Genomic DNA, 25,145 nt, shown 5'->3' on the forward strand with positions numbered 1-25,145 from the left:
GAATACTGACGATCACCTTGCCGAAGACCGAGGAGGCGCAGTCGCAGGTCAAGCGCATCGCCATCAAGAGTTGATCGAGACGAACGCGCGGCGGCCAAGTGGCGGCCGCCGCGCATCCTTCTCCAACATGGGGAGGACAAATGATGGAGACTGGCAGACACTCAGATAACGAGAGAATAGTAACGGCTCCCGGTTTGCGCGTCTTAAACGACAACCGGTGGAGCCATCCTTGTTTCGGGCACTCATTGTTTCCCGAGAATGCCGTTGCCCAAATTTTTAAACCGTCGCGCTCGGTGACAACATCAGGGACCGCGCGGACGAAGGGCTGGCGTCTTGTTTTCAACCGCCGTAGCGCGCCATTCATCGAACCCTTGATGGGCTACACGGGAAGTGCCGACGCGCTCACCCAGGTGGAATTGAAATTCCCCACGCTCGAATCCGCCATCCGCTATGCCGAGCGTCAGGGGCTTAGCTACGTGGCGCAACGCCGGCCACGCAAAGCGGCTGCACAGGCAAAGCAAGGCGTCGGCCAGCGGTCGCACCAACCGTCTGATGCCTTCGCGGATGCGACACTGGAGCGGCTTGGCCTTGCCGCGCTTCAGCAAAACTACAGGCGAGCGCTGGATGGGGCGTTGAACCGAGACGATGCTTCCGGCCCGGCGACATGGCCATCTCCGATGGGTGTCGCACTTGACCCGACACTGTCGATTGAAGCGAAGCGTTCGATCCTGATGAACTGGGCCTGGACCGAATATCAGGTCGATCAGGCGCCCATCGGAGGCATCTCGGAGAACAACCAGCGCTCGCGTCTTCATGAGGTTGAGCGGGCGCTGCTCTCGCTCGAGCGAGAGGTCGAGAGCAGGCGGGACCATGGAATGGTCGATCGAAATGTCGCGTGAGGTGCGCCTATGGACCCACATGTCGTCTTCGATTGCCAGAATATCCTGCCCAACAAGTTCGCCCTGGCTGTTGCGGCAGCCGCGCGCTGCCCCGCCCTCAACCGTGGTGGGAAGCCAAGGCTTGATCTGCGGGACACAAATGGGAGCAAACTTGCCCTCCAGGAGTGCCCGGACCGGCACCAGTGCCTACCGGATTCCAGTTCCACGATAACCGGGTTTCGCGGCGACGGCGATCCAAATGCTGCCGCCGCCCCCGTCTCCTGCTTGCAGGAGACGGACCTATGATGATGCAACCAACCGAGAAGGAGTAAATGAAAGATGATGAAGTCCCTATCTTCGAACAACCGGACGGCTTTCGATATCGTCAATATCGTTGCCGGTCTCGGTCTTTTGATCACGCCCTGGCTCTTCGGTTTCGCCGCTGAGACCTATGCCGCCTGGAATGCGTGGATTGTCGGTGCGGCTATCGCCGTGGTCGCCGTCGCGGCTCTCTATGCCTTTTATGAGGCAGAGGAGTGGATCAACTTGGTGCTTGGTATATGGGCCGTGGTCGCTCCATGGATCCTCGGCTTCTCTGCCGTGACACCAGCCATGTGGGCGCACGTGATTGCCGGCCTTGTCGTCGCGGTCCTCGCCGCAGGCAACATCTGGTTCAGCCATAACCATCCGTTGTCAACCGTGTAACCGAGTGAGAACGGGTCCGGGCCCCCGGGCCCCCGGGCCCGTTCCTCTGCTCCCTTCCTGCGTTACGCCTGAAGAGAAGAAAATCATCAGACTCAAGGAGCAACCGATGTCCGATCCCGCCCCGAGGTTTCGCACGATAGCCGCGTCCGCAGCGATTGCCGCCTGCGCCATTCTGTTCACCGTCGCACCGGTCTTTGCGCAGACGCTCGCACCAGCTGCTTCGTCCGTGAACCTGCCGACACTTGCGCCGATGCTTGAGCGAGTCACGCCGGCCGTCGTCAATATTGCGGTGGTTTCGCGGTCGCCGACCAATAACAATCCGCTTTACAACGACCCCTATTTCCGACGGTACTTCAATCTGCCTGAGCAACAACCGCAGGCTCGGATGAGCGCCGGCTCTGGCGTCATCGTCGATGCTGCCAATGGCTATGTGCTGACGAATCACCACGTCGTCAATGGTGGCTCGGAGATCTCCGTCACGTTGAAAGATGGTCGGCAGCTGCGTGCTAAACTGATCGGCAGCGACAAGGAGACCGACATTGCCCTGCTGCAGATCGACGCGAAGAACCTCACGGCGATCCAGATCGGAGACTCCGATGCTCTCAAGGTCGGTGATTATGTCGTCGCCATCGGCAACCCGTTCGGGCTCGGCCAGACGGTCACCTCAGGCATTGTCAGTGCGCTCGGACGCAGCGGGCTCAATATCGAAGGCTATGAAGACTTCATCCAAACCGATGCCTCGATCAATCCCGGCAATTCAGGTGGAGCGCTGGTGACGCTCGACGGCAAGCTGATCGGGGTCAATACCGCAATCCTCAGCCCGGCCGGTGCGAATGTGGGTATCGGCTTTGCGGTACCGAGCAGCATCGCGGCGTCCGTAATGAACCAGTTGACCGCTCACGGCGAGGTGCAGCGTGGCAGGCTGGGCATCGGTATCCAGGATCTTACGCCGGATCTGGCAGAAGCCCTCAATCTCGGCGGCCTTCGCGGCGCGCTCGTCGCCAATGTTGAACCCGGTTCGGCGGCCGATCGGACTGGAGTGAAGACAGGCGACGTGGTGACTGCCTTTGATGGACGCCCCGTGCGCGGCGCCACTGACCTCAGGAACCGCATCGGTCTGACGCCCGCAGGCAGCAAGATCAGGCTGACCGTCAAGCGCGGTGATGACCAGCGGGAAATTGAGGTACCCATAGAAAGCGAGGATCGCGCCTCCGGGGACTTCTCCGCCACACCGCTCGACGGCGCCAAACTGCGGAATGCCTCAGCTGCTGAATCTGGGGTAGCTGGTGTTTCCGGCGTCGTCATCGAGAGCGTGGACGCTGGCAGCGTCGCTGACCGCGCCGGCCTTCGCGCCGGGGATGTGGTCGTTGCGGTCAACAGAATCCCGGTCACTTCTGTCGCCGAGTTGCGCCGTGCCATCAGCAAAAAGACAGCTATAGCCACCCTTGAGCTGTTCCGTGACGGGGCTCGCTTTCTGTTGGTCATCAGGTAATCCGGGCACAGGACCGCGACAGCCTGCAGTCAGTGTTAGCGGCAGAAGGCATAGATCGGCAAATCGTTGCGCAAGCGACGGAAGCCATCAAATAGGACGCACACTATGTCGATAGATATCGCGACCGTTAGGCGTATTGCCCGCCTTGCCCGTCTCGCACTCAGCGCGGACGAGGCTGAAAAAATGTGCGGCGAACTGGACGAAATTCTGGCCTTCATCGAGCAACTTTTGGAGGTTGATGTCCAAGGCATCCTTCCGATGACCTCGGTTATGCCAACAACGATGAAAATGCGCCAGGACGTCGTGACCGAAGGCAATCACGCCGAAGAGATTGTGGCAAATGCGCCGCTCAGTGAACGCAACTTTTTCCTGGTCCCAAAGATTCTCGAGTAAGCAGGGACTCGGGCCTCGGAGCATTTGGCGGCCACGGCAGGTGTCAGCTCGCGCCGCGCGTAGACGTGCTCTCGAATTCATGGAGCGTATTACTGGTGATGCTCGTCGGGAGCCACAAGTTCAACGTGACTGACACCGAGTGCTTGCGCCAACTCATAGAGGGTAATCACTGTCGGGTTTCGTCGCCCACGCTCCAAGCCGCTAAGATACTGCTGGCTGTAGCCAGATCGCAATTCCACGTCCTCCTGCGTCAGGCCTTTTTCCCGACGTAGGCGCGCAAAATTGCGACCGACCAGTTTCCGCATGTCCATGCGCGGAAGATCGCGGTTTACATACTTTAAGTTTATCAACTATAGTATGTAATTGGAACTTACACCGATTTCCGACGCACGATCCACCGTTGAAGGAGGGGCATTGGTGGAAGACGGGCCGTGCACTTATGGCCTAAACTCTATAATGCGGACGAAGGGCTTGGCGAAAAAATGAACTCATGGAGGATCGGATGAAGGATCTGAACTCATCCGAAGCGAACGACGAAAGAAACGACGGCGGATCTCGCTACGGCTCAATGCAAAAGTCAGAATTAGAGGCTCTGGCGGTCGCTGCAATCCGCGAACACCGCCAGCTTATTGCCGCCGATGAAGCTGTCCATGAGGAGTGGACTCGCGCGAGCGCTGACCCGTCGGTTTCTGCCGCCGTGCTCAAGACTTTGCAGGATGAGTACGTCGCTCGCCAGAAAAAATCCGAAGCCCAACAGGAGGCGCTGTCGGAAATCATCGATGCGCTTGGCTACGTCCCTGAAGTTGCCCCAGATGGCGAAGACTGACGCTCACACCAGACCGTGGTCTTTAGCGATCGCAACGAGTTGCGGAACGGTTGCCGCTTCGAGCTTTTCGCGCGCTTTATCGAGGTAGTGCTGTACTGTCCTCGGATTGATCCCCGTCAACATTGCGGTTTCCGGGGCGCTTTTGCCCTTTGCCGCCCACATAAGGCACATTGCTTCTCTTGGTGAAAGCAACCGTTTCGGAGCGACAATCGTCGTCGCTGCGATGATCTTCAGGCGGTAATGGATCGTCAGTACCGCCCGTATCGCATGTTGCGCATCCTGCAGTTTTGAAACGTCAGCCGTCTGTGTTGAGGATGCAAACGTCAGCATCATCGTGGAGCCAAAACTTCCTTCGACGGGTATCGTCAGTCCGCTGCGAATGCCGTGTTCGATCGCCTGGTCCCGAAAGCGCCTGAGTTCGGAGGTTCCACGAGCCGGCCAATCGTCGGCCGTCCAGGAAAACATTTCCTTGCGACGCTTGGCTTCCGTGACGACCGGATCGATGCGGGAATATTGGTTGCCGAGGTAAATATCCTGCCATTCCTCGGGATAGGAATTGAATGCACGGACTTCAGCGCCTTCAATTTGAAGATACGCGAATCGCTCGAAGCCATAAGCGTTCGCGAAGCTTTTCAGGGCACTCTTGATCATACGCTCATCGCGTGCAGCCTCTATCATATCAATCAAATTTCTTAGTGCGTCATTCAATGCCACTCTCCAATGTCCGGCGCGCAAGGCAGCTACAGGCTCCCTTGTCGCGCCGTTGGAAAATGCAGCGGGATTGCGAGGAGATAAATCCCCCAAACCGATAGCCTAGTTTGGGTTACCCACATGCGGAGTGATAAGGTTCAGGTGTACCGCATGGGCAATTGCGGCTGATAGCGTGGGGCAACCCAGCTTGTATCGTGCTGATTTCAGATATCCACGCGCCGTGTGCTCGGACAGTCCTAGGATTCCAGCAATGTCCTTGCTGTCTTTGCCGCGCGAGGCCCAGTGAAGGCACTCGACCTCCCTGGTTCCGAGCGCCGGCACCGGATCGTTTTCCCCGTGAAGTTCGAAAACCGCTTTCCGGTGCAGAAGAAAACCCAGCTCGATCCACTCAGGTCGAAACTGCCGTTCTATCAATGTCCATTCTTCATCACTCAACTGCGAATTGATCGAAAGAAGCGACCGGCGGGATTTATCAACGATCGGTATCGAGACGCCGTTGCCTCCGATACCGTGTATCTCTGCATCCACCATGAATTGATGTGCACTGTCAGGGATGTCAATCTCACGCCAATCGAATGGCAACTGACGAGAGAAGCCTTCTCGAATAATCGGGTCGACATTGATGTAGTCGTTCAGAAGGTATCGCGAAACCCAGCTATCAGGGTAGGTGGTTCTGACGAACGGTGCATCGACGCTACCGACGATGGTCCTTGCGAGGTGAAACGTGACGAAATCCACGGGATAGTGCTGCTGGAACTCGTCCAATGCGACGGCTACTGTCGTTGCATTTTTCACTGCGGTGGAGGCCTTAAGATAGCTCGGCGAATATTGATTTTCCTGCATGCTTCTTTCTCTGCAACAATAACTTTCGTTGAAGGGTGCTCACACAAAATCGTCGAGCCCGCCCTGAATTGCAACCCCAGAAGGCCGATTTCGGGCCAGATCTCCGGCGTCCGCTATCTGTGGGTGTGTTTTTCGCGCAAGTGACGGCTGCTGCCGGAATCCACAATATGACCGACAAAGACCGTCACTGCCGGTCGGTCGACGGGAAAATAATATCCTGATCGACCAGCACGTTGAATTTGTAACCGGGCCGGATGCGAACCGTCGGCTGAACGTTCAGGTTCTTCGAGATCGTCTCTTCCGCTACCCGGCCGAATGACTCGGCAAAATTCCGTCGTGCTGCATCCGAGGCCGTGTCCTGCGTCGCGAGCGTCGAACTCTCAGGCATCGACATATCGATACCCGTCCCGATGATTGCCACCAGGGCTGCAGAACCGAATGTCCTCCAAAGATGGCGGTCGACCTTATCCTGGAATCCACCATACCCTTCGGCGTCTGTGCCCGCCATACCACCGATCTGCAGGGTCGAGCCGTTCGGAAATATGAGGTCCGTCCAGACGACGAGAACACGTTCCTGGCCGAATGAAACCTTGGAGTCGTAGCGGCCGAAGAGCTTTGCGCCTTGCGGGATGAGAAGACGATAGCCGGTCGCGCTGTCGTAGACATTCTGGCTGACCTGAGCGGTAAGGCGGCCTGGCAGGTCGGAATTGAGGCCGGTGATCAATGTCGCCGGGATGACCGAACCGCGCTTCAACTCGTAAGGCGACATCTGGGGCACGACCTGGTTCGGCAGGTAACCGAGATCCTTGATGTCCTGATTGAAGAAATCCTCCTTCGACGTCTGGCCATTCTGATCGACGTTTTGGCCCATCAGGCCGGATTTCAGGGCGGTGGCATAAAGGTCTGATGCACTGTTCGCTGCGACATTTGTCGGCTGGCGGCCGGTGTCATTGGTGGAGGTTACCTTTTCGACATCTCCTATGTGTACCTTCAGCGGCGAATCGAGCGCTGTAGCGCGGGCCTGGAGGCGCGCCATCCGCTGGCGTTGTGCCTCGCGCATGTACTGTTCATCCTGCTCTCTCTTCAGGCGAGCCTTCCACTCCTCTTCGGATTCGAGCCTTTGTCGGCGATCTTGTCGATCTGTTGGTTGGCGCTCGACGACCGGTTCCTGCTTTTCCTTTTTCTCCGCGACGACGGGCGTCGGCTGAAACACCTCCCGCTTTTCTGGGTCACCGATAATGCCGTCGGTGACACCCCGCTTAAGCTGATCGCCGAAACTGGTCGCAGGGCTGTTGGAAGCACCCTCGATGTCGCCATGATTGAAGGAAAGCCCGCGCAGTGACAGACCAATCACGACGACGCCGACGAACAGCACGATGACGATGATGGCGATGATGATCGGCAGCCGGTTGAGCCGGCGCATGCCATTCTGATCGTCGGCTTGGCTCGACGTGCCAAGCTGGAGCGACTGGACCATGTTAATCTCCGTCAGTTGCGCTGCGTGATCGAAAGCGGACTAGCCGGCGTGGCGCCGGCCGCCGTCGGCGTATAAGCGCGACCGAGAGCGATCGAAGGTGTTGAGACCCGGGCCAAAATTTGTCCGTCGAAGCCCTCGATTGCATAAGCAAGTTCGACCGGCTTGACGTCTTTGGCGACTTTGCCGTCCGTGACGACTGTATAACCCCACCCCTTCAGGGCCGCCTCGAGGGCCGTCGCGAATTCCGACGGGTCCTTTTCCATTTTGATCGTCGTCGCAGCACCGGCGGGGCCGATCTGTTCAGCCAAACGACTTGCCATGTCGCCGGCGATGGCGCTTGCAGCCGGTCCAGTGACTGCCACGGGGGTCGAGCTGGTGGTGAGTGCGTCGTCGGCCGTTTGGCAGCCGGAGAGCAGCGCGGCCGCGATGAAGAATGCGAGCAGCTTCCGCATGGTTCAGCCTCCCCGCCGGATGGTGATCTTCTGTTGCCGCCAACCGACACCGGAAACGAGGATCGCCTTGTCGATCGCATAGTCGACGGTCATCATGTCGTTCTTCATCCGGTAATTGACGATACGATTTTGACCGCCGGAGACGACGAAGAGCACCGGCGCGTCCTGGCCGGAAATCGATTTCGGGAACTGGATGTAGGTCTTCACCCCGTCCGAATAGACCCGCTTCGGTTTCCACGAAGCACCGCCGCTGATTGAATAGGAAAAGTTTAGCTTGTCCGGCGCGGTGCCCGGAATGCCGCCCGTTTCGAGACGGGCGTTGATGTCGGCGAGCTTGGTCGACACGTCTTCCGGATATTCGAAACCAATGCGCGCCATGTACTGGCTCGGATGGGACTTGAGCTGGATATGATAGGTGCGCCGCGACGTCGTAACGACCATTGAGGTGAGAAGGCCCGGCTCCGACGGTTTGACTATGAGATGGATCGCCTGTCCGCCTGTGGCCCCTGAGGTGGCCGGCTCTACCTTCCAGCGCACGGTGTCACCGACGAGGACGTCGCGAACGATCTCGCCCCCCTGAAGTTCGATGTCGCAGACCTGTAGAGGAGAGCAGACGACGGACGGCTGGGTCTCGCCAAACAGGAAGATCACCTTTCCGTCCGGACCTGTCGTGACCAGTCCCGGCGTGCCGCGCCACTTTCTGGAAAGATTTGTTCCTTTCACCTCGTTACTCGTCATGCTTTGCGCCTGCGCGCCCGCAGCAAGCAAGAGTCCGGCCATGCAGCCGGCGGCTGCGATCAATCCCGTTTTTTTCATTGAAAGAATCCCTGCCCTTAAAGCTGTGCCGTCCAGTCAAAATCTCGGACGTAGAGGCCGATCGGATTGAGGCGGATCGTCGCCTCATCCTGTGGCGCGGTAAGCGTGACCGTTGCGATCCCGCGGAAACGGCGTGTGCCGGTCTCCTTGCCCTTGCGGTCCCGCACGTATTCCGTCCAGTCGATCTGATAGGTCTGGTTCGAGAGTGCCACGATGTTGTTGACCTCGATGGCCACGGTCGAGGACTTCGCCTTCTCGAATGGCGAATTGCCCCGGAACCAGGCGTTGACCTTCTCCGTCGACGGATCGGAGGTGCGAAGAAGGGCGTAGGTGCGGTCGATATATTGCTTCTGTACCACCGCATCCGGCGTGATCGAGCGAAAGCTTGTGACGAAGTTTCCGAGTGTGGCGCGCACCACGCGGACATCGGCATACTCGATCTGCTCGGGGAAACCTGCCGTGACCGCAGTTCCGAGCTTGTCGACCTCGACGATGTAAGGCACGAGCCTCACCTGCGTGCTCAGATACATCGCGTAGCTGAAGCCGATGACGGCCATGACCAGACCGAGGACACCAACGATACGCCATGCGGCTGCGGCCTTCACATAGGAGCCGTAGCGTTCGCTCCATTCCTGGCGGGCGGCAAGGTACGGGTTTTCCGGGGCGCGGTTCGCTGCCATTTATTCTTCCCTTGTCTCGATTACGGTTTGTCGTTGCGTTCGGGAGGAGACTTCGGTCCACTATGACCACCGCGCTGCTCATCAAGCTTGGCGTTCGCTAGCCCAAGGATCGACCCGGCATAGGCGCCGGGAGATCCTATTGCCTTTTCTTTCGCGGCAGATCCGGCTGCTTGCGCGCCGGAACTGAAGCTCGCGCCCACGCCGCGAAGTGCGGCTCCTGCAACGGATGAACCGCCAGCTCGTGCAGCTTGAGCCGCTGCAAACCCCGCACCGGCAGCGCCGGCGGCGAGGAAGCCAGCACCCGCGGCAAAAGACGCCGCTTGCCCGCCGTGCCGGATTGCCTCCATGCCACCGGAGACCGATGCGCCCTGGACAACGCCTTGAATGATATTTGGGACATACATGGCGATGATGAAAACCACGACGGAAATACCGGCGATGGCCAAGGTCGTGACGAACTGATCCGACGAGGCAGTCGGAGCTTGAGCGAGGCCAAGCAGGACGTTCGATCCGATCTTGGCGATCATTACCAATGCCATGAGTTTCATGCCGACGCCGAAGGCATAGACGAGGTATCGAATGGCAAAGTCTTTCGTGAAGGACGAACCACCCAGCCCGAGCATGATCATGCCGGCGAGCAAGCCGACGTACATTTCGACCATGACCGACACGAAAATCGCTGCAACCAGCGAGAAGGAGATAACGACGATGCCCATTGCCAACACCGCCGCGATCGCCAGGGCATTGTCTTCGAAAACCCCGAACTGCGCTTGCTCCGACATTTGCGACGCGACGCGGATGCCGGCGTCGAACACCTCAGCGGGTGAAGCTGATCCACCGCCGGCGCCAATCTGGAAAAGGCTGTCGACCACCGCTCGCGCAAAGGTCGGACCTTGGGTCAGAACGAATGCGAAGAACCCGATGAACATGATCCGCCGCACCAGTTCAGCGAACCAGCTGTCCAGCGATGCTGACTGGATCGCCAACCAGACGGCCGCAATGCCGATCTCGATCGTTGCGAGAATCCAGAATAGGGATTTCGCCGCCTCCATGATGGTGGTCTCCCACCCCTTCGCAGCGGAGGAGACCTGATTTTCCAGTTCCGTGAGGACCTGTCCCTCCTGCGCGAATGCGGGAACAGCATAGGCGAGGAAAATGAGACCTGTGATCAGGAAAGAACGCGCAACCGTTACCTTCACCATCTCGGGCGCATCTCCTGGCCTTCATTGATTGGCGGCAGCTCCTTGTCGGAGCCGAAGAATTTTTCCCGGACGGCGCGCTGCTCTTCGGTAAGCGCAGGGATTCCTGTGTTTCGGGAATTGACGATCAGCATTGTCGCTGCAGACGATGCAGCGGCGACAGCCAACAGCAAGGCAATCAGGACGGAGCGGCTCACCATCGCGGTTCCATTTTTTGGCCTTCGGGAACGCTCTTGACCTCGGCGTTGAAGAACTTTTCCCGCCGCGCCTGCGCCAGGTCCTTGTCGGTCTGTTCCGTCTGAAGCCAGGTTCCCATCATTGTCATTTGTTGGGAGACGAGACCGCGAAGCTTCTGCATTTGCGCGACTTGCTGAGCGGCAATCTCGTGGCCGACCTGCAAAGCCTTCATCTGCCCGTCAGCCGTTTCGGACATCGACCGCAGCGAGGACATCGTATCTTCCTCGCTATCGAACTGGTCGGCCGTGAGGCTCGCCGCTTTCAGCGAGCTGGCGATCGTGTCGCGGTTGGTGTTCGACCAGGACTGGTAGGTCGAGGAGAACGTTGCGTTGCTCGGCAAATTCGTTTTGAGATCGGCATAACTCTGAAAGCGCTGCTGAAGAACGTCGTCCGCATTCCCCATCGAAAAGGCGATGCCCTGTCCCTGGTCGACGATACTGCGCAGCTGGTTGAGATCGCTTTCGACCTGCCCCCAGACATGGCCAGGAAGCTGCGCCGTGTTTTGCAGCATGTTCTCGTAGATCTTCAGCTGGTTCTGGATCTGCTCTGCAAGCTGGCTGATCTGGGTCAGCTGATTGTCGACCTGGATGCCGGAGCTTTTCATGAGATCCACGAGCTGCGCATTGTTGGCGAGCTGCGTCCATTCCGTCGCAGCGCCGGTAGCTGTGCCGGCTTGCACCGAGCCTGCAGCTCCGATTGTGAGAACGGCGGCCGCCAAGCAGGCGAACCATCTATTTGAGTAGCGATGCGGCATCTTGAACTCCTCTCGTTCCAAGCCAGTGGATCGGCCAGTCGCGGCCATGTTCGGATTTCAGTCCGCGGATGCGTTTGAGGTCCTCTTTGCCCGACGCGCCGGCAAAGCTCAGCGCGACTGGCCCAAGCGACATGTTGAAGAGCCGCCGGCCTTCTGGCGTGGCGACGTAGTATTCGCGCTTCGGCATGGCGGTCGCGACGATCTCGATCTGCCGCTCGTTGAAGCCGATACGCTCGTAGAATTCGCGCGTTCCCGACTCGCGAGCGGCGCCATTCGGAAGGCAAATCTTGGTGGGGCAGGATTCCTTCAGCACGTCGATAATCCCGGACCGTTCGGCGTCGGAGATTGATTGGGTCGCAAGAACGACAGCGCAATTCGCTTTGCGCAGCACCTTGAGCCACTCGCGAATCTTGTCGCGGAACACAGGGTGGCCGAGCATCAGCCACGCCTCGTCGAGCACGATCAGACTGGGCGACCCATCCAAACGCTTTTCGATCCGGCGGAACAGGTAGGTCAGCACCGGCACGAGATTGCGCTCGCCCATATTCATCAGCTGCTCGATCTCGAAAGTCTGGAAGGCGCCGAGTGTGAGGCCATCCTCTTCCGCATCGAGCAGCTGGCCCATCGGGCCATCGACGGTATAGTGATGCAGCGCGTCCTTGATCTCGCGAAGCTGCACGCCGCTGACAAAATCCGAGAGCGACCGACCGGATGCACTCGCCATCAGGCCGATCTGTCGAGAGATAGCGTTGCGATGATCTGGGGTGATGGTGACGCCCTGCAGGCCGACCAGCATCTCGATCCATTCCGTCGCCCAAGCCCGGTCGGCGTCATTTTTAAGGTCGGACAATGGGCAAAAGGCCAACGCCCTCCCCTCTTCGGCATTGTCGCCGCCGATCTCATAGTGATCGCCACCGGCTGCGAGCGTCAGGGGCAGAAGTGAACTGCCTTTGTCAAAGGCGAAGATCTGCGCATTTTCGTACCGGCGAAACTGTGCGGCGATCAGGGCGAGCAACGTCGACTTGCCAGAACCGGTCGGCCCGAAGATCAGCGTGTGGCCGACATCATCGACATGCAGGTTCAGACGAAACGCTGTCGAGCCGCTCGCAACCTGCATCAAAGGCGGGGAATTCGGTGGGTAAAAGGGGCATGGCGCAACCGGGTTTCCGGACCATACCGAGTTCAGCGGAATCAAGTCGGCGAGATTGCTGGTGTTGATCAGCGGCTCACGGATGTTGCAATACCAGTTGCCCGGCAAGCTACCGAGATAGGCGTCGGTGGCGTTGAGCGTTTCGATCCGCGCCCCGAAACCTTCCGCCTGGATCAGCCGCCGGATCGCTTCGGCTTTCTCCTGCAGTGCCTCGCGATCACTGTCGAACAACACGACGACCGGCGTGTAATAGCCATAGGCAACCAACTGCGACGAGGCCTGCGCGATGGCATCTTCGGTCTCGGCCACCATGGTCATCGCGTCCTGGTCGACGGATCGACTTTGTGTCTGGAATATCTGGTCGAAGAACGGCCGAACTTTCTGTTGCCATTTCTTGCGTGTGCGTTCGAGCTTTTGCCGGGCCTCCTCGGCATCAAGGAAAATGAAGCGCGATGACCATCGATAGGTCAGCGGCATCAGGTCTAGGCTGTTCAGAATGCCCGGCCAGCTTTCGGCCGGCAGTCCGTCTATCGCGACGACACCGAGGAAACGGTTTTCGACCTTTGGCGTCAATCCATGCTCAAGCTCCGCCGTGGCGATCCAGTCGAGATACATGGGAACGTCGGGAAGCCGGATTGGATGGCTTTCGCCGGTGGTGCAGAACCGGGCGAACTGCAGCAGCTCGTCATATCGGGCAATCCTCTCCCCTCCCCTCTCAAAGGTTTCGCGGGTTTCCATTCGCCGGATCGAAAGAGCGTTGGCAAAATACTGCTCAAGCTCTCGCACCGCGTTCTTGAACACGAAGAGCACCGTGTCCGCGTAGGACTTCTTCCGGCTTTCCTCATCCGAGTAGATATATTTGCTGAGAGCAGTCTTCTTGGACTCGAGCGGCCGGTAGGTCAGGATTAGCGCATGCTTGCTCTCGAAATGCCCCTGCTCGTGCGCGAAATGCGCCCGCCGCTCGGCGTCGATCGCGCGGGTCACCGGGTCCGGGAAATGGCAACGGTCTTCTGTGGGATAGTCGACCGTCGGAATGCGGATGGCCTCGACCTGGATCATCCACCCGCTTCCGAGCCGCGACAGAACGGCATTGATCTGCCTCGACAGCTCGTTGCGCTCGAGGTCGGTCGCGCTTTCGGAGTCCGGGCCAGCGAAATACCAGCCGGCCATCAGACTTCCGTCTTTCAAGAGGAGGACACCATTGTCGACAAGGCCGGCATAGGGAACGAGATCGGCAAAGGATGGGCCGGTCACCCGGAAGCGTTTAAGAGCTACCATGGGCGCCACCTCAATACCGGCGCCACGGCGAAGTGGTCGCCTTGTAATAGGGTTTGTAGGAAATGTGCCTGATATAGACCTGCCGCATATGTGGGTCGGACTTCGCCATCATCCGGAGCAGCCCGACGATCACGACCCAGACGGCGACCCCGAAGATCGCCGAATAAACCGTCAGTACGACGAAGATCAGGATCACGGCTGCAAGACCGGTGATCAGCACCAGCTCCCGGTCGGCGCCCATCAGCAGGTTCGGGCGCGACAGCGCGCGGTGGATGCGGTTACGCCGCAGGCCGGAGAGGGACTCAGCCATGCTCTCCCTTCCCTCCTCCGCTCGAACCGATCGAGGTGATCTGCTCGTCCGTCAGCCCGATCGAAGCGCCGGTCGCGCCAAACAGGCCGACGATGTTGGTAGCGCCGAGCAGGATGCCGGCGACGAGCACGACATACACAAGACGCCGTGCGAAATCGTTGAGCTCACCGCCGAAGATGAGCATGCCGCCGGCAATGGCCACGGCTGCAAGGGCGATCGCACCCGCGACCGGGCCGGTTATCGACTCCTGGATCTGCTGCAGTGGCCCTTCCCATGGGAGGCTGCCGCCGGAACTGGCGAGCGCCGGCGCGGCAGAGGCAAGAATGATTGGCGCCGCCACGAGTGCGGCGGCGATGAGGGTATGCTTACGCGACATGGCGCGCCTCCTGTTCTTCGGTGAGCTGATCGGATTCGATCTCGTACCGTCCGTTGATGAACCGCTCGACTTGAATGATGTCGCGAACAAGCCGCCCCCTTGGCGTCCGCTCAATTGAAATGACCAGGTCGACGGCCTCTCCGATCACCTCGTGCATCGGCTGCTGGCTTGCCTCGGCCGTCAGCTGCTCAAGGCGGCGTAGCGCCGACATGGCGGTGTTCGAGTGAATGGTCGCGACACCGCCCGGGTGACCGGTGTTCCAGGCCTTGAGCAATGTCAGGGCCGCGCCGTCGCGAACTTCGCCAACGACGATCCGGTCCGGACGCAGCCGCATGGTGCTCTTCAAGAGCCGCGCCATGTCGATCGTATCGCTGGTATGGAGGAGAACAGCGTTTTCGGCCGCGCATTGGATTTCCGCGGTGTCCTCAAGAATGACGAGACGATCCTCCGGCGCAGATTTGACGATCTCGTGGATGACAGCATTCGCAAGCGTCGTCTTACCGGAGCCTGTTCCCCCGGAAATGATGATGTTGAGCCTCGCGGAAATGGCACTGCGGATCGTCGACGCCTGGTATTCGGTCATGACGCCGGTGCGGACATAATCTTCGAACGGAATGAGGCGTGACGCGCGGCGCCGAATGGTAAAGGCAGGCTTGGCGACGATTGGGGGCAACAGGCCCTCAAAGCGGTGGCCACCAATTGGCAGCTCGCCGGAGATGATTGGCTGTTCCGTGTCGGCCTCTGACTGAAGCGCGTGCGCCACTGTGCCAATGACCATCTCCGCGGCAGCGGAGGACATCTCGCCAGCGGGCGCAACGCCGTGACCGAGGCGTTCGATGAACAGCTTTCCGTCTGGATTGAGCATGATCTCGACGACAGTCGCGTCGTCCAGGGCAACGCAAAGCTGATCGCCGAGCGCCTCCTGAAGTTTGCGGACAAGCCGGGGATGAGAGCGAAGCTGGTTCACGGATTTCTCCTTAAGCTGCCTGGCTGAGAGGGCTGAGTTCGGAACGGTAATTGGAAGGACGGAGCCTGAGGAATATCTCCGCATTGGCGGGCAGCGTGCCCGCCACGGCCATAGTCACGCCGATCTTCCTCGGCTCGCCCAAACGCTGCAGCGGCCATCCGACGCGAGCAAGGATGCGCTCGAACCGGAGATCGGTCACCGTAACAATCTCGGTGTAGCCATTCGCGAAGCACCATTCGATGATGCCGGCGAACATGGTCAGCGTGGCCTCATGGACGGAACCGTCGCCCCTCCCCTCCGCGAGGGCCGTGTCGACGCAGAAGCGAGAACTCTCGATCATTGCGGCATGACCGTTAAGTTGACCGTCGGGGAGAAGCGACGGGAAAACGTTCGCCACCATTGTCGGACCAAGCGTAGGAAGGAGCCTCGCGCACCCCGCAAGTTGGCCGGTCTCAGCGATGGCGAGAACATAGGTCGGCCGAAGCGCGTCGAAACCATCCGACTCGCACCCAGCCGATACTTCGACTTCCCAACCCAGGCGATCGGAAAAGACCCGCGCACGAAGCTGGTAGTGCATGTGGAGGAGATGCGCCTCTTGGAGCGTCCGGGGCAGTGAGAGCGCGAGAACCTGCATGATTTTCTCCGTCATTGTTGGTCGGCCGGAGATCAGCACAGATTGGAATCGAGGGGCAGTTGTAGAATCCTACAAGGAAAGACCTTGTGAGTCGGTCTGTGACAGGAATGGATCGGTGCACATTAGAGGCTGTAATTTGTAGGATTCACCCAAGAACAGACTACGAACGACATCCACCGCCAAAGGCAATAAGCGTCTATTTTCGTTGCAAAAGTCGTAATTCTGGGCGTAGCGCCTTACGACCCCAGGTATAGGCGTTAAGGGCTTGTTAACCCTATTTCTCTTGCAGCATTCTTAGAATCGTGGCTAATCTTGAGACGGTAATAGCGCGTCTGACGCCAAGAAACCGTCTGAAACCAGAGGCCAATGTGAACGTGATAGACAGGCACATCGATCGAGCGTCCACTTCCGCTCGTATTACGCAGCGCGCCGAGGCGCTGTCTGCGAGGCTGAGAGCGGTTGGTGAGCGCGCATTTCCGCCCAGCGCCCAGAAATCGCTTCGCTCCTTTACCTCAGGCGAAGTCGCCGAGATCGTGGGTGTATCCGACGGCTACTTGCGCCAGCTGTCGCTTGACGGGCTTGGACCTTCTCCGGATCTCGGAACCGGTGGTCGCCGTTCCTATACGCTGGCCCAGATCAACGAGCTTCGTGAATATCTGGCAAGTTCACGGCCAAAAGAAGCTGGTAGGTTCTGGCCCCGGCGGCGTGACGGTGAAAAGCTACAGATCATAACGGTCGCCAACTTTAAGGGTGGCTCCGCAAAGACGACAACTTCGGTGTATGTCGCCCAAGGGTTGGCATTGCAAGGTTATCGTGTACTTGCAATTGACCTTGATCCACAGGCTTCCCTCTCATCTATGTTCGGCTACCAGCCGGAATTTGATGTGGCGGAAAATACCACGCTCTATGGCGCAATCCGATACGATGACCAACGGGTCGCGATGAAAGACATCATCCGCCCCACCTATTTCACCGGGATCAGCATCGTGCCTGGCAACCTCGAACTGATGGAGTTCGAACATCAGACGCCGCGCTTTATGTTGCAGAACCGCGGGCGACCGGAGGATCTGTTTTTTCGGCGTGTCGCCGGTGCGATAGCTCAGATCGAGGATGATTTCGACGTCGTTGTCGTGGACTGCCCTCCCCAGCTTGGCTTTCTGACCATGGGCGCGCTAAACGCAGCGACCGGCATGATTGTGACAGTCCATCCCCAAATGGTCGATGTCGCATCGATGAGCCAGTTCCTGCTGATGACCTCCGACCTGGTCTCAGTCATCGAGGAGGCTGGTGGGCGCCTTGACTATGACTTCCTGCGCTTCCTCGTAACAAGGCACGATCCTCGAGACGTTCCCGAACAGGAAATCGTCGGCTTGCTAAGGGATGTCTTCGGATCAGACGTGATGGCAGCATCCGCTTGGAAGTCGACCGCGATCGCGAATGCGGGCCTGACGAAGCAATCGCTCTATGAGCTTTCGCGGGGTGCCGTGGGAAGATCGACTTACGACAGGGCGATGGAATCCATCAACGCCGTAAACAAGGAAGTGATCGAGCTGATCAACGAGGTTTGGGGCCGATGATCACCGTGGAAATTCAAAGATTACAGTGGCTTAACGTGTTGTCAGCTGACTACTTCGTTGCGACGGATGGCGTTTTTCGTCAAGGAGGGTATCGATGAGCAAACGTACACAATCGATCCGCTCCATGTTTGCCGGTGGGTCCGACGAGCCGAGCTCGGAAGACACAAGGCAGCCGGTGCAGCGGGTTGCTTCTGGTGCGGTCCGGTCGTTGAAAGACACCTTCTCCGAAGTCGAGAGAGACTACGAAGAGCTGAAACAGCAAGTGGCTAACGGCGCTTTCCCAGTCGACCTCGATCCCACACTCATCGACCCCTCCCCCTTTGCCGATCGATTTGCTGATCAGGACCTTGCAGCAGTCGAAGCGCTCAAGACCTCGATCAAGGATCACGGGCAGGAAATTCCAATTCTTGTTCGAAAACATCCGTCAGAACCCGGACGCTATCAGATCGCATATGGCCATCGTCGCGTGCGCGCGGCGACCGAGCTGGGGACGACCGTCAAGGCTTTCGTTCGCGACCTCGATGACGATAGGCTCGTCGTTGCTCAAGGAATCGAGAATTCTGCGCGAGAGGACCTGACATTCATTGAGCGAGCGTCATTCGCGCTCAAGCTCGAAGACGGCGGGTTCCAGCGAACGCTCATCCAGACGGCGCTTTCGGTTGATCGACAGGAGGTTCATAAGCTTGTTGGCGTGGCGCGAGCGGTACCGAAATGGCTGATTGATTCGATCGGTCGCGCACCAAAAATCGGCCGGCCGAGATGGCAGGAATTGGCTGACTTACTGAAGGCGGCTGGCGCCGAGAAGAAGGCCCGCAAAGCAGCCGAAGATTCGTCGTTTAGTCACAAGGACACGGACGATCGCTTCCTGGCCGTGCTTCGGGCGGTCAAGGCAGATAGTGGGAAGACGTCGGCATCATCCCCGGTTCGATTGATAGCCAGGTCGTCTGAGGGACTTGAAATCGCAACGCTTGCTGTCGCCGGCAAGCATTGCAAAATTGAGATGAACCGAGATCGGGACGAGGCTTTTGCCAAGTTTGTGATGGAGCAGCTACCCGAACTCTACGCAAGCTTCGGGAAGGACAATCCGTCGTCTGAAGGTTAATTGGAGATAGGAACACAGCAAAAGAAAAAGGCCCCCAAACGTCGCCGTCGTGGAAGCCTCTCTCATAGGTCTAAGCAGCCTGAGAATCGCATTTCCATGAATCGCAGTCAAGAGTCTTTGGCACCGTTTTGGTGAGCGGATTTCTTTTGCCTATTGGAAGGTGAAGGAAGATGCAGATTGGAAGTGTGACGACGCCCTTTGGGCGGCGGCCGATGACGCTTGCCTTGGTAAAAACGCAGTTTAAAGCGGCTGACATCAAGCAGGGCAAGTCAGTCGACAAATGGAAGGTCTATCGCGATGCCTGCGATGCTCGTTCTCTTTTGGGCTTGCGCGATCGCGCGCTCGCGGTCTTGAACGCACTGCTGTCGTTTTACCCCGAGACGGAACTCAAGGAGGACGCGAACCTCATTGTGTTTCCCTCAAACGCCCAGCTCATTGCGCGGGCAAACGGGATAGCCGGCACGACGCTTCGGGAGAACTTGGCTGTCTTGGTCGAGGCTGGGCTTGTTCAGCGAAACGACAGCCCCAACGGCAAGCGTTACGCCCGCAAGGACTCGGATGGCTCCATCGAGACCGCGTACGGCTTCAGTCTCGCACCCCTCCTTGCTCGCTCGGAGGAACTTGCGCTCCTGGCTCAGCGCGTCGTGGAAGCCAATCGGCATCTGAAAATCGCCAAAGAGCGGATTACGATCGCCCGAAGAGACGTGCGAAAGCTGATCTCCGCCGCTGTGGAAGACGGTGTTCCTGGCAATTGGGGGAAAGTTGAGAACGTTTATATTGTCGTGATGGCGAGCCTTCGGCGGGCAAAGACACAGGAAGAGTTGACATCGATCCTCGATGAGTTGGAACTATTGAGAGAAGAGGTGATTAATTTGTTGGAAAGCCACATCAATCTCGAAGAATCCGACACCAATGATAGCGGATCCCGTCAGCACATACAGAATTCAAATACCGAATCTATCAATGAACCTGAACCTAGCTCTGAAAAAGAGCAGGGGGCAAAGTCGAGTAAATTTGATGAACGAAGTGCCGAGCCGATAAAGGCCTTCCCAATCGGGATGGTGCTGAGGGCCTGCCCAGAAATCTCTGCATACGGTCCAGGAGGGGCGATCGCGAGCTGGCGGGAGCTCATGACGGCCGCGGTCGTGGTCCGATCGATGTTGGGAGTGAGCCCCTCGGCGTACCAAGATGCGTGCGAGGCGATGGGCCCCGAAAACGCTGCAGCTGCGATGGCCGCGATATTGGAGCGGGCAGGACATATCACCTCGGCTGGAGGTTATCTTCGCGACCTGACGTCACGGGCGAAGAGGGGCGAGTTTTCGCTTGGGCCAATGCTGATGGCGCTCCTACGAGCCCGGGGCGGCGAGGCAACGTTGGCAACGGGCTGAGGCAGCGCGCGAGGTTCGCTTGAAAACCTATCGATATCAGACGAGACGCTCTGAGTACGGCTCGTAGTCAGCTGACTACAGGATAATACCTTGAAATAATTGTATTTAGTTGCGGAGAGGCGATTTTCGAGATGGATGAAGAGCTGCGATCCTCTTGCTTGAGATTGTTCGAGGCTTGTCTTGCGCAGATCAGGAGCGGCACGCCGGGACCGCGCATTCTGACGTCTCGGGAATTCGAGGCGACGCTTGTTTTTTTATGTGAGAGGCTGAAGGCGTACGCTTCCAGAACAGACACCGCCCCGCCGGATGGCAACTACATCCACATGATCGTCCGCGCAGGGGCGGAAGAGGCTGTAGACGGGTTGGCGCACTTGCGGAATTGGCTCAGGGGAGCGCAGGACGTCATCATCTGCGACCCCTATCTCTTGAAGTTTTCGCGCTCAGATCTATACCAGAGTGTCGAGGATTACGCGCAAGCTTTGGCGAAGCTGATCCCGGCTTCGGCAAAACAGCTTGATCTCTACACCAACAGCTATCAGAGTGCTGTGCGCCCGGTCGTCCTCAACGCCTTGAAGGAAGGCCGCAATGTTCGACATTTCAGCACGAACCTTCTCCATGATCGCTTCGTCCTGAAGGACGGCTCTGAGGGGAAAATGATTGGCACTTCCTTCAGTGGGTTTGGTCGTAAATTTTTTGGGATGTTGGACCTTGAGCCAACCGATGTTGCGGCCGTGCGTCGCGAACTCTTTGCCTTATGCCCCAACCCGATTCAAGGTGGACGGCGCCATAGGTGACGGAGGGTCAGTCTCGATTTTCGCTTATCGATTTGTATTCCTCAAAGCCAACAGCCAAAGCATTGTTGTCTAGAGTGCATTCGAAGGCAGCGAGGTGAGGGTGTCTGACTCGCGCTTCCATAACAAGGTGCTCGGCTCTTTCAGTGTCAGCGCGGATTCCGATGTAGAGTTCCCTAATTGATCCCTCGGGCAGTTTGTAGAGATGCAAGTCGCGCGCGGAAGTGCTTGAAAGTTCGAACGAGCCGCTCGGTGTTGCCGCCAATGCACCGGAAATTCCTTTGAGGCATTTCACCACGCGGACTTCTTCCTCATAGGCCCAATAGAGCGGCTTGCGCAGAAAGACACGTTGTAGCTTCTCGTAATGGTCAACCGGAAAGTGATGTGTCGCACCCACCGCTATGCCGGTCGACGGACGGGTGGCAAAATCCGACGTTTCACGTCGGGAGGCATAAATGACGCTGCCGAATTGGGCCGGTATGAAATTTGACGTTTCATCGGTGAGGCAAGCTGTAGCTACATCTATGCCGATGACGATTCCATGGTGCTGCTCGGCGTAGTGAGCCCACATCAAGGCGTTCACGGGAGTGCGGGTCAATGAGAGGATTCCGCTATTGTCTGCCCAAGCCTGATTTTTCACCATGGTACGAAGACCTGCGAATATGGCGGATAGTGGATCCGCAGTCGCTTCATCGGGATATGCCGGCATATCAAAAGGGTCGTTGAAGTGACGAGGCTGACTAAACAGAATCGTATTATTCCGGACAACGGATTCACCGATCGTGAACGGCATGTACTTATAGAGGATCATCGTTTTAAGGCCATTTTTTGAGCGAAGCCACAGGCTGCGTCGGGTGGAACATAGTCGCAGCTGCGAATGAAAGTCGAGCAATTCCACTGGAGCAAATGCATTGAAAGTGCCAGAAGAGCTTTTGAATGATAACCGTGTTGCAACGTTTGTCGCGACCGCTGTCCGCTACCCCAACGTCTTTGCAACGTCGCGTGAAATATTGCGGGACTACGGCAGCCAACCCTTTGAATGCATCGGCGCCGAAGACGGTGAGAATTGGGAACACAGAGAGTTCTTAAGGATTCTAAACGGCTTGACCAATTTTAGTCCTGTTGGCCCAATTGCGTTCTTCTTTGCTGTCTTTTCGCTAGCACAATCAAATTTTGCTGTGAGAGATTGTCTCATCCCTTGTCACGAAGATGGCCTGACAGCACTGCTCAAACGCCGAGTGGAAGACGCCGTTTGGTGGCTGGAGGACAGCAAAAACTCCGCGGAGCAAAACCAACAAATTCCCGGTATATTCGCAGCTGATCTAAATGTTCGGGGGAGGGAGCTTAGAACTGGCGGAGATATCGCGTTCCTACTTGGTATGAACGATGCCGCAGGCAATCCAGGATATATTGTTTACTGCTTCCAGGCGAAACGAGCGAATGCTGCAGCTGTCGATATTAGGCGCGGATACGACAGACGCGACGAGAATGACGGGGGAAACCAGCTTCGAAGGCTAGCGCGGCTTGCTAGGATTGGATGCCATTGCAGCTACCTGTTCTATAATAACGACTTCAAACGAGTTATCGCCCAGCCGGCGTCGCCGATTGTCAAAGACATTCGCCACATTCTCGCGCACGGTGAAGACGCGTTGGATGTGGACCTCACCAACGATTGCTGCGATCTGGCCTCCTATATCCTCCGCTCATCGTCGCAGGACGCCGAACAACTGAGCTACCTTACGGAGGTGTCACTGCGCGCCGCCATTGACGCTCTCGTTCAAGAGGAAATCACGCATATCGTCGCTCTTGGAACTAGCCAAACTGCATTCGAAAACATCCTCGATATTTCCGAAGACGCAGGTCTCGTTCAACCGCATCATACCCCCGAGCTCGATACCAGTTCCATTGATTTCAATCTTGTCGCCGCTACTGCTGCGGTTAACTGGGAGCTGGAAATTGAGGATCCCGACACGGTGTCGGAGATAGTATTCAACGGCGGACGAATCTAGCTCACGGCAGAAGTCGAGACGCTCGGCTCCCCCGCCGGGTTACTCCGTTATAGTAGCTGGAGGCCTGCTGCACCGAACGATGACGGGATTGGTCCATCGCTTCGAGGAGAGGGATGTTCCTCATAGCGGCCTCTGTGAGATAGCCGGACCGCAGCCCATGCGCAGAAAACTCCCCCACCTTCAACCCCGCCATCGCCACCCGCTGCTTGAGGATCGCATTGACGGCCTGCGGATCGAGCGCCCGCTTCGAAACGTTGCCCCAGCGATCGATCGCCCGAAACACACTGCCACCGTCGATCTTCGCGGCCTGCAGCCAGGCGTTCAGCGCCTCTATCGGCTGGCCGGTGAGATAGACCACTTCGTCCTCACCTGCGCCGCTTGTCTTGGTGCGGCCGAGGTGGATCGACAGCGAGGGGAGGGGTGTATTGTCCTCGGCAATCACTGGCGGTTCGACGGTGAATTGCTCCGTTCGTAAACCGGCGACTTCGCTGCGGCGGCGGCCGCCGGAGGCAAAGGCAACCATCAGAATCGCTCGATCACGCAGGTCGCGAAGATTGTCGCTCTCACAGGTCGCCAGCAGTTTTGAAAGCACTTCGCCGGTGACGGCCTTGGCGCTTTTGCGGCGGCGTTGCCGCGGCACGGCGCGGACAGCGAGCCGGATCGCCGACTTGAGGGCAGGCGAGGCGAACGCGCCCTCGAGCCCACGCCATTTTGTCAGCGTCGACCAGCTGGCCAGCCGCCGGCGCACCGTGCTTGGCGCGTGTGGCCCAGGAGATTTTAGTACACCCTCGCGACGTAGAACCTGGTCGACCTCGACAGGCATTCCGTGCTCCGGATCGAGCTCGCGGCGCCGCGGATCCCAAAGATGATGGGCAACGAATTTCAGCAGCAGCGCCTCGGGCGCCGGCCAGGGGAGGGGGGTGTCGGTCGCTGCCAGCGACCAGGTTTCGAGATAGGCGAGGTCGGAGGCGAGCGACATGAGCGTATTTTCGCCCATGCCCTCCCTGACAAGATGGCGGAGGGTTTCAACATCCTGATCTGTTAGAATTTCCGCGAGTCGATCGCGTCGATCCATTGGCAGGACAGCAGCGAACTCATCAAGCTTCGCCGCTCTCCTCGGAACACCATCGTTCTTGCTAACCATCCCCGCGCCGCCCCTTGCGATCGAGACGCCCGACCGCTTTCTCGACAAGAGACATATTGAAGGCATTTAGCAGTTGATCACTAAAACATTCGACAGACTGCAAGTGGTGCAGTTTTACGTCGAGGTCTGCATCAGCAATAAAATCGAAGGTCAACGAGTTCTGGGTGTTGCTTAGCTCCGCTAGACGCTGCGAAACGGCTGCCGCACCATGGATAATGAGATTGCGAAGCTCGGCTATCATCTCCAGGGTGCGCGCCCAGTCCGAAACATCCGTCTGTTTGAAATTGCTTGGACGCTGGAGGCCGGCATGCTGGTATAATGCGATCAAGACGTTTCCTAGACCGTCATAGGCACGCTTTCGCCGCCAGTTGTTGTATCGCTCAAGCCATGCTGTTCGCCATGCGGCCTCGCTATCGGCATTGTTGGCACGGTTATGCCAGAGCCGCCTGAGTTCTCGAAAATCCGGGCCTTGCATCAGCGGTTGCGGATTGTGCCGAAGGACGATCTCGTAGAGATCGAAGATGATGTCCTCAAGCGCTCCAAACAAATCGGAAACGCCGTAAGCCGCAATCAATGGTGTGGTGGTCTGATAATGTTCGGCCGCCTCACGTGCTGGCCAAAGAGAAAGAGTCACGCGCGTGGGATCGCCGTTGACAATCCGCATAGCGTCCGTACGGAGAGCTTGGTCCTCCGGAAGCTCCTCGTAGCGCCGCTGCGCCAGCTCACTGGCATTGATTGTGATGGCCCAACGCAGATAGACGCTTCTGGTCAGCGATCGCCATTCGCCAATTTTGGAAGTCGCTTCCTCGATCCAAGCTTCCTCAGGCGTCTGCGCCTTTATCACCATATTGTCCGGATTGACGACAGCCGCGATCCCGTCGCGCCATGGTAGCCTGGCGTGAGGTACGAATATTGCGCGTTGGCGCAGATTTGTCGGCTGCTTTGGCATCTAACTT

The 25,145-nt window shown here is 58.1% G+C and carries 29 protein-coding genes; 10 read left to right on the plus strand and 19 right to left on the minus strand.

Annotated elements, in window-relative coordinates:
* A partial coding sequence (locus FHT75_RS36115) for a hypothetical protein (protein ID WP_246713035.1) occupies positions 1–364 on the minus strand: 364 nt, incomplete at its 3' end.
* Between FHT75_RS36115 and FHT75_RS32335 the strand changes: the two genes are divergently transcribed.
* From FHT75_RS32335 to gatC, 4 genes are all read left to right on the plus strand, one after another.
* Complete coding sequence (locus FHT75_RS32335; protein WP_312865402.1) at positions 294–899, plus strand: NADH dehydrogenase ubiquinone Fe-S protein 4; 606 nt, start codon at positions 294–296, stop codon at positions 897–899. The genes FHT75_RS36115 and FHT75_RS32335 overlap by 71 nt on opposite strands.
* A gap of 318 nt (positions 900–1,217) precedes the next feature.
* Positions 1,218–1,583 carry an SPW repeat protein gene (locus FHT75_RS32340; RefSeq protein ID WP_097542420.1) on the plus strand — a complete coding sequence of 122 codons (366 nt, stop codon included), beginning with the start codon at positions 1,218–1,220 and terminating at the stop codon, positions 1,581–1,583.
* A 106-nt stretch (positions 1,584–1,689) separates the two neighbouring features.
* A complete protein-coding gene (locus tag FHT75_RS32345) occupies positions 1,690–3,075 on the plus strand; it encodes a DegQ family serine endoprotease (protein WP_097614859.1) in 1,386 nt (461 codons plus the stop codon).
* A gap of 105 nt (positions 3,076–3,180) precedes the next feature.
* Entirely contained in the window at positions 3,181–3,468 is a 288-nt protein-coding gene (gatC, locus tag FHT75_RS32350; protein ID WP_097542418.1) for an Asp-tRNA(Asn)/Glu-tRNA(Gln) amidotransferase subunit GatC, read from the plus strand.
* Between the two features lie 89 nt (positions 3,469–3,557).
* On the opposite strand, the gene FHT75_RS32355 is transcribed toward gatC, so the two are convergent.
* Positions 3,558–3,779 (minus strand): helix-turn-helix domain-containing protein, encoded by a 222-nt coding sequence (locus tag FHT75_RS32355; RefSeq protein ID WP_097542417.1) that lies wholly within the window; start codon positions 3,777–3,779, stop codon positions 3,558–3,560.
* 191 nt (positions 3,780–3,970) lie between these two features.
* Here FHT75_RS32355 and FHT75_RS32360 point away from each other — a divergent pair, with 191 nt between their 5' ends.
* Positions 3,971–4,294, plus strand: coding sequence for a transcriptional repressor TraM (locus tag FHT75_RS32360; RefSeq protein ID WP_097623603.1), 324 nt, complete (start codon positions 3,971–3,973; stop codon positions 4,292–4,294).
* 3 nt (positions 4,295–4,297) lie between these two features.
* Here the strand turns inward: FHT75_RS32360 and FHT75_RS32365 are convergent, their stop codons facing one another.
* The 14 genes from FHT75_RS32365 to FHT75_RS32430 all read right to left on the minus strand — a co-directional run bounded on the left by FHT75_RS32365 (position 4,298) and on the right by FHT75_RS32430 (position 16,178).
* Complete coding sequence (locus FHT75_RS32365) at positions 4,298–4,972, minus strand: autoinducer binding domain-containing protein (RefSeq protein ID WP_376772370.1); 675 nt, start codon at positions 4,970–4,972, stop codon at positions 4,298–4,300.
* Between the two features lie 135 nt (positions 4,973–5,107).
* A complete protein-coding gene (locus FHT75_RS32370) occupies positions 5,108–5,848 on the minus strand; it encodes a helix-turn-helix transcriptional regulator (protein ID WP_097595939.1) in 741 nt (246 codons plus the stop codon).
* Positions 5,849–6,032: 184 nt separating this feature from the next.
* The gene (gene trbI, locus FHT75_RS32375; RefSeq protein WP_183845734.1) at positions 6,033–7,325 is read right to left on the minus strand and encodes an IncP-type conjugal transfer protein TrbI; all 1,293 of its coding nucleotides are present in this window, start codon (positions 7,323–7,325) and stop codon (positions 6,033–6,035) included.
* Positions 7,326–7,336: 11 nt separating this feature from the next.
* Entirely contained in the window at positions 7,337–7,777 is a 441-nt protein-coding gene (trbH, locus tag FHT75_RS32380; protein ID WP_097623600.1) for a conjugal transfer protein TrbH, read from the minus strand.
* Positions 7,778–7,780: 3 nt separating this feature from the next.
* Entirely contained in the window at positions 7,781–8,593 is an 813-nt protein-coding gene (gene trbG / locus FHT75_RS32385; protein WP_097623599.1) for a P-type conjugative transfer protein TrbG, read from the minus strand.
* A 17-nt stretch (positions 8,594–8,610) separates the two neighbouring features.
* Positions 8,611–9,273: a conjugal transfer protein TrbF gene (locus tag FHT75_RS32390; protein WP_097623598.1), complete on the minus strand. Its 663-nt coding sequence runs from the start codon at positions 9,271–9,273 to the stop codon at positions 8,611–8,613.
* 20 nt (positions 9,274–9,293) lie between these two features.
* The gene (trbL, locus tag FHT75_RS32395; RefSeq protein WP_097623597.1) at positions 9,294–10,475 is read right to left on the minus strand and encodes a P-type conjugative transfer protein TrbL; all 1,182 of its coding nucleotides are present in this window, start codon (positions 10,473–10,475) and stop codon (positions 9,294–9,296) included.
* The gene (trbK, locus tag FHT75_RS32400; protein ID WP_097623602.1) at positions 10,469–10,669 is read right to left on the minus strand and encodes an entry exclusion protein TrbK; all 201 of its coding nucleotides are present in this window, start codon (positions 10,667–10,669) and stop codon (positions 10,469–10,471) included. Before trbK ends, trbL begins: the two co-directional genes overlap by 7 nt.
* On the minus strand, positions 10,666–11,463 hold the full coding sequence (trbJ, locus tag FHT75_RS32405; protein ID WP_097623596.1) for a P-type conjugative transfer protein TrbJ: 798 nt from the start codon (positions 11,461–11,463) through the stop codon (positions 10,666–10,668). The genes trbK and trbJ overlap by 4 nt, the downstream gene beginning before the upstream one ends.
* Positions 11,441–13,891 carry a conjugal transfer protein TrbE gene (locus FHT75_RS32410; protein ID WP_097623595.1) on the minus strand — a complete coding sequence of 817 codons (2,451 nt, stop codon included), beginning with the start codon at positions 13,889–13,891 and terminating at the stop codon, positions 11,441–11,443. Before FHT75_RS32410 ends, trbJ begins: the two co-directional genes overlap by 23 nt.
* 10 nt (positions 13,892–13,901) lie before the next feature.
* Positions 13,902–14,201, minus strand: a complete 300-nt coding sequence (locus FHT75_RS32415; RefSeq protein WP_062577398.1) for a conjugal transfer protein TrbD — start codon at positions 14,199–14,201, stop codon at positions 13,902–13,904.
* Positions 14,194–14,577 carry a TrbC/VirB2 family protein gene (locus tag FHT75_RS32420; RefSeq protein ID WP_097623594.1) on the minus strand — a complete coding sequence of 128 codons (384 nt, stop codon included), beginning with the start codon at positions 14,575–14,577 and terminating at the stop codon, positions 14,194–14,196. Before FHT75_RS32420 ends, FHT75_RS32415 begins: the two co-directional genes overlap by 8 nt.
* Positions 14,567–15,544, minus strand: coding sequence for a P-type conjugative transfer ATPase TrbB (gene trbB, locus FHT75_RS32425; RefSeq protein ID WP_097623593.1), 978 nt, complete (start codon positions 15,542–15,544; stop codon positions 14,567–14,569). Before trbB ends, FHT75_RS32420 begins: the two co-directional genes overlap by 11 nt.
* A gap of 10 nt (positions 15,545–15,554) precedes the next feature.
* Entirely contained in the window at positions 15,555–16,178 is a 624-nt protein-coding gene (locus FHT75_RS32430) for an acyl-homoserine-lactone synthase (RefSeq protein ID WP_143541161.1), read from the minus strand.
* 368 nt (positions 16,179–16,546) lie between these two features.
* Here FHT75_RS32430 and repA point away from each other — a divergent pair, with 368 nt between their 5' ends.
* From repA to FHT75_RS32450, 4 genes are all read left to right on the plus strand, one after another.
* Positions 16,547–17,755 (plus strand): plasmid partitioning protein RepA, encoded by a 1,209-nt coding sequence (gene repA, locus FHT75_RS32435; protein ID WP_097623592.1) that lies wholly within the window; start codon positions 16,547–16,549, stop codon positions 17,753–17,755.
* 94 nt (positions 17,756–17,849) lie between these two features.
* Positions 17,850–18,857 (plus strand): plasmid partitioning protein RepB, encoded by a 1,008-nt coding sequence (gene repB / locus FHT75_RS32440; protein WP_097623591.1) that lies wholly within the window; start codon positions 17,850–17,852, stop codon positions 18,855–18,857.
* Between the two features lie 170 nt (positions 18,858–19,027).
* Complete coding sequence (gene repC, locus FHT75_RS32445; protein WP_097623590.1) at positions 19,028–20,245, plus strand: plasmid replication protein RepC; 1,218 nt, start codon at positions 19,028–19,030, stop codon at positions 20,243–20,245.
* Positions 20,246–20,376: 131 nt separating this feature from the next.
* Positions 20,377–21,039, plus strand: a complete 663-nt coding sequence (locus tag FHT75_RS32450) for a hypothetical protein (RefSeq protein ID WP_097623589.1) — start codon at positions 20,377–20,379, stop codon at positions 21,037–21,039.
* 7 nt (positions 21,040–21,046) lie between these two features.
* On the opposite strand, the gene FHT75_RS32455 is transcribed toward FHT75_RS32450, so the two are convergent.
* Complete coding sequence (locus tag FHT75_RS32455) at positions 21,047–21,934, minus strand: DUF2971 domain-containing protein (RefSeq protein WP_143541160.1); 888 nt, start codon at positions 21,932–21,934, stop codon at positions 21,047–21,049.
* 13 nt (positions 21,935–21,947) lie between these two features.
* On the opposite strand from FHT75_RS32455, the gene FHT75_RS32460 reads away from it, so the two are divergent.
* A complete protein-coding gene (locus tag FHT75_RS32460) occupies positions 21,948–23,045 on the plus strand; it encodes a hypothetical protein (RefSeq protein ID WP_097623587.1) in 1,098 nt (365 codons plus the stop codon).
* A gap of 1 nt (position 23,046) precedes the next feature.
* On the opposite strand, the gene FHT75_RS32465 is transcribed toward FHT75_RS32460, so the two are convergent.
* Together FHT75_RS32465 and FHT75_RS32470 are read right to left on the minus strand one after the other, a co-directional pair.
* The gene (locus tag FHT75_RS32465; RefSeq protein WP_097623586.1) at positions 23,047–24,189 is read right to left on the minus strand and encodes a tyrosine-type recombinase/integrase; all 1,143 of its coding nucleotides are present in this window, start codon (positions 24,187–24,189) and stop codon (positions 23,047–23,049) included.
* Entirely contained in the window at positions 24,182–25,138 is a 957-nt protein-coding gene (locus FHT75_RS32470) for a hypothetical protein (protein WP_097623585.1), read from the minus strand. The genes FHT75_RS32465 and FHT75_RS32470 overlap by 8 nt, the downstream gene beginning before the upstream one ends.
* Positions 25,139–25,145 lie beyond the last annotated feature (7 nt).

Origin of the sequence: Rhizobium sp. BK112, assembly GCF_014193215.1 — a bacterium.
Taxonomy (GTDB): domain Bacteria; phylum Pseudomonadota; class Alphaproteobacteria; order Rhizobiales; family Rhizobiaceae; genus Rhizobium; species Rhizobium anhuiense.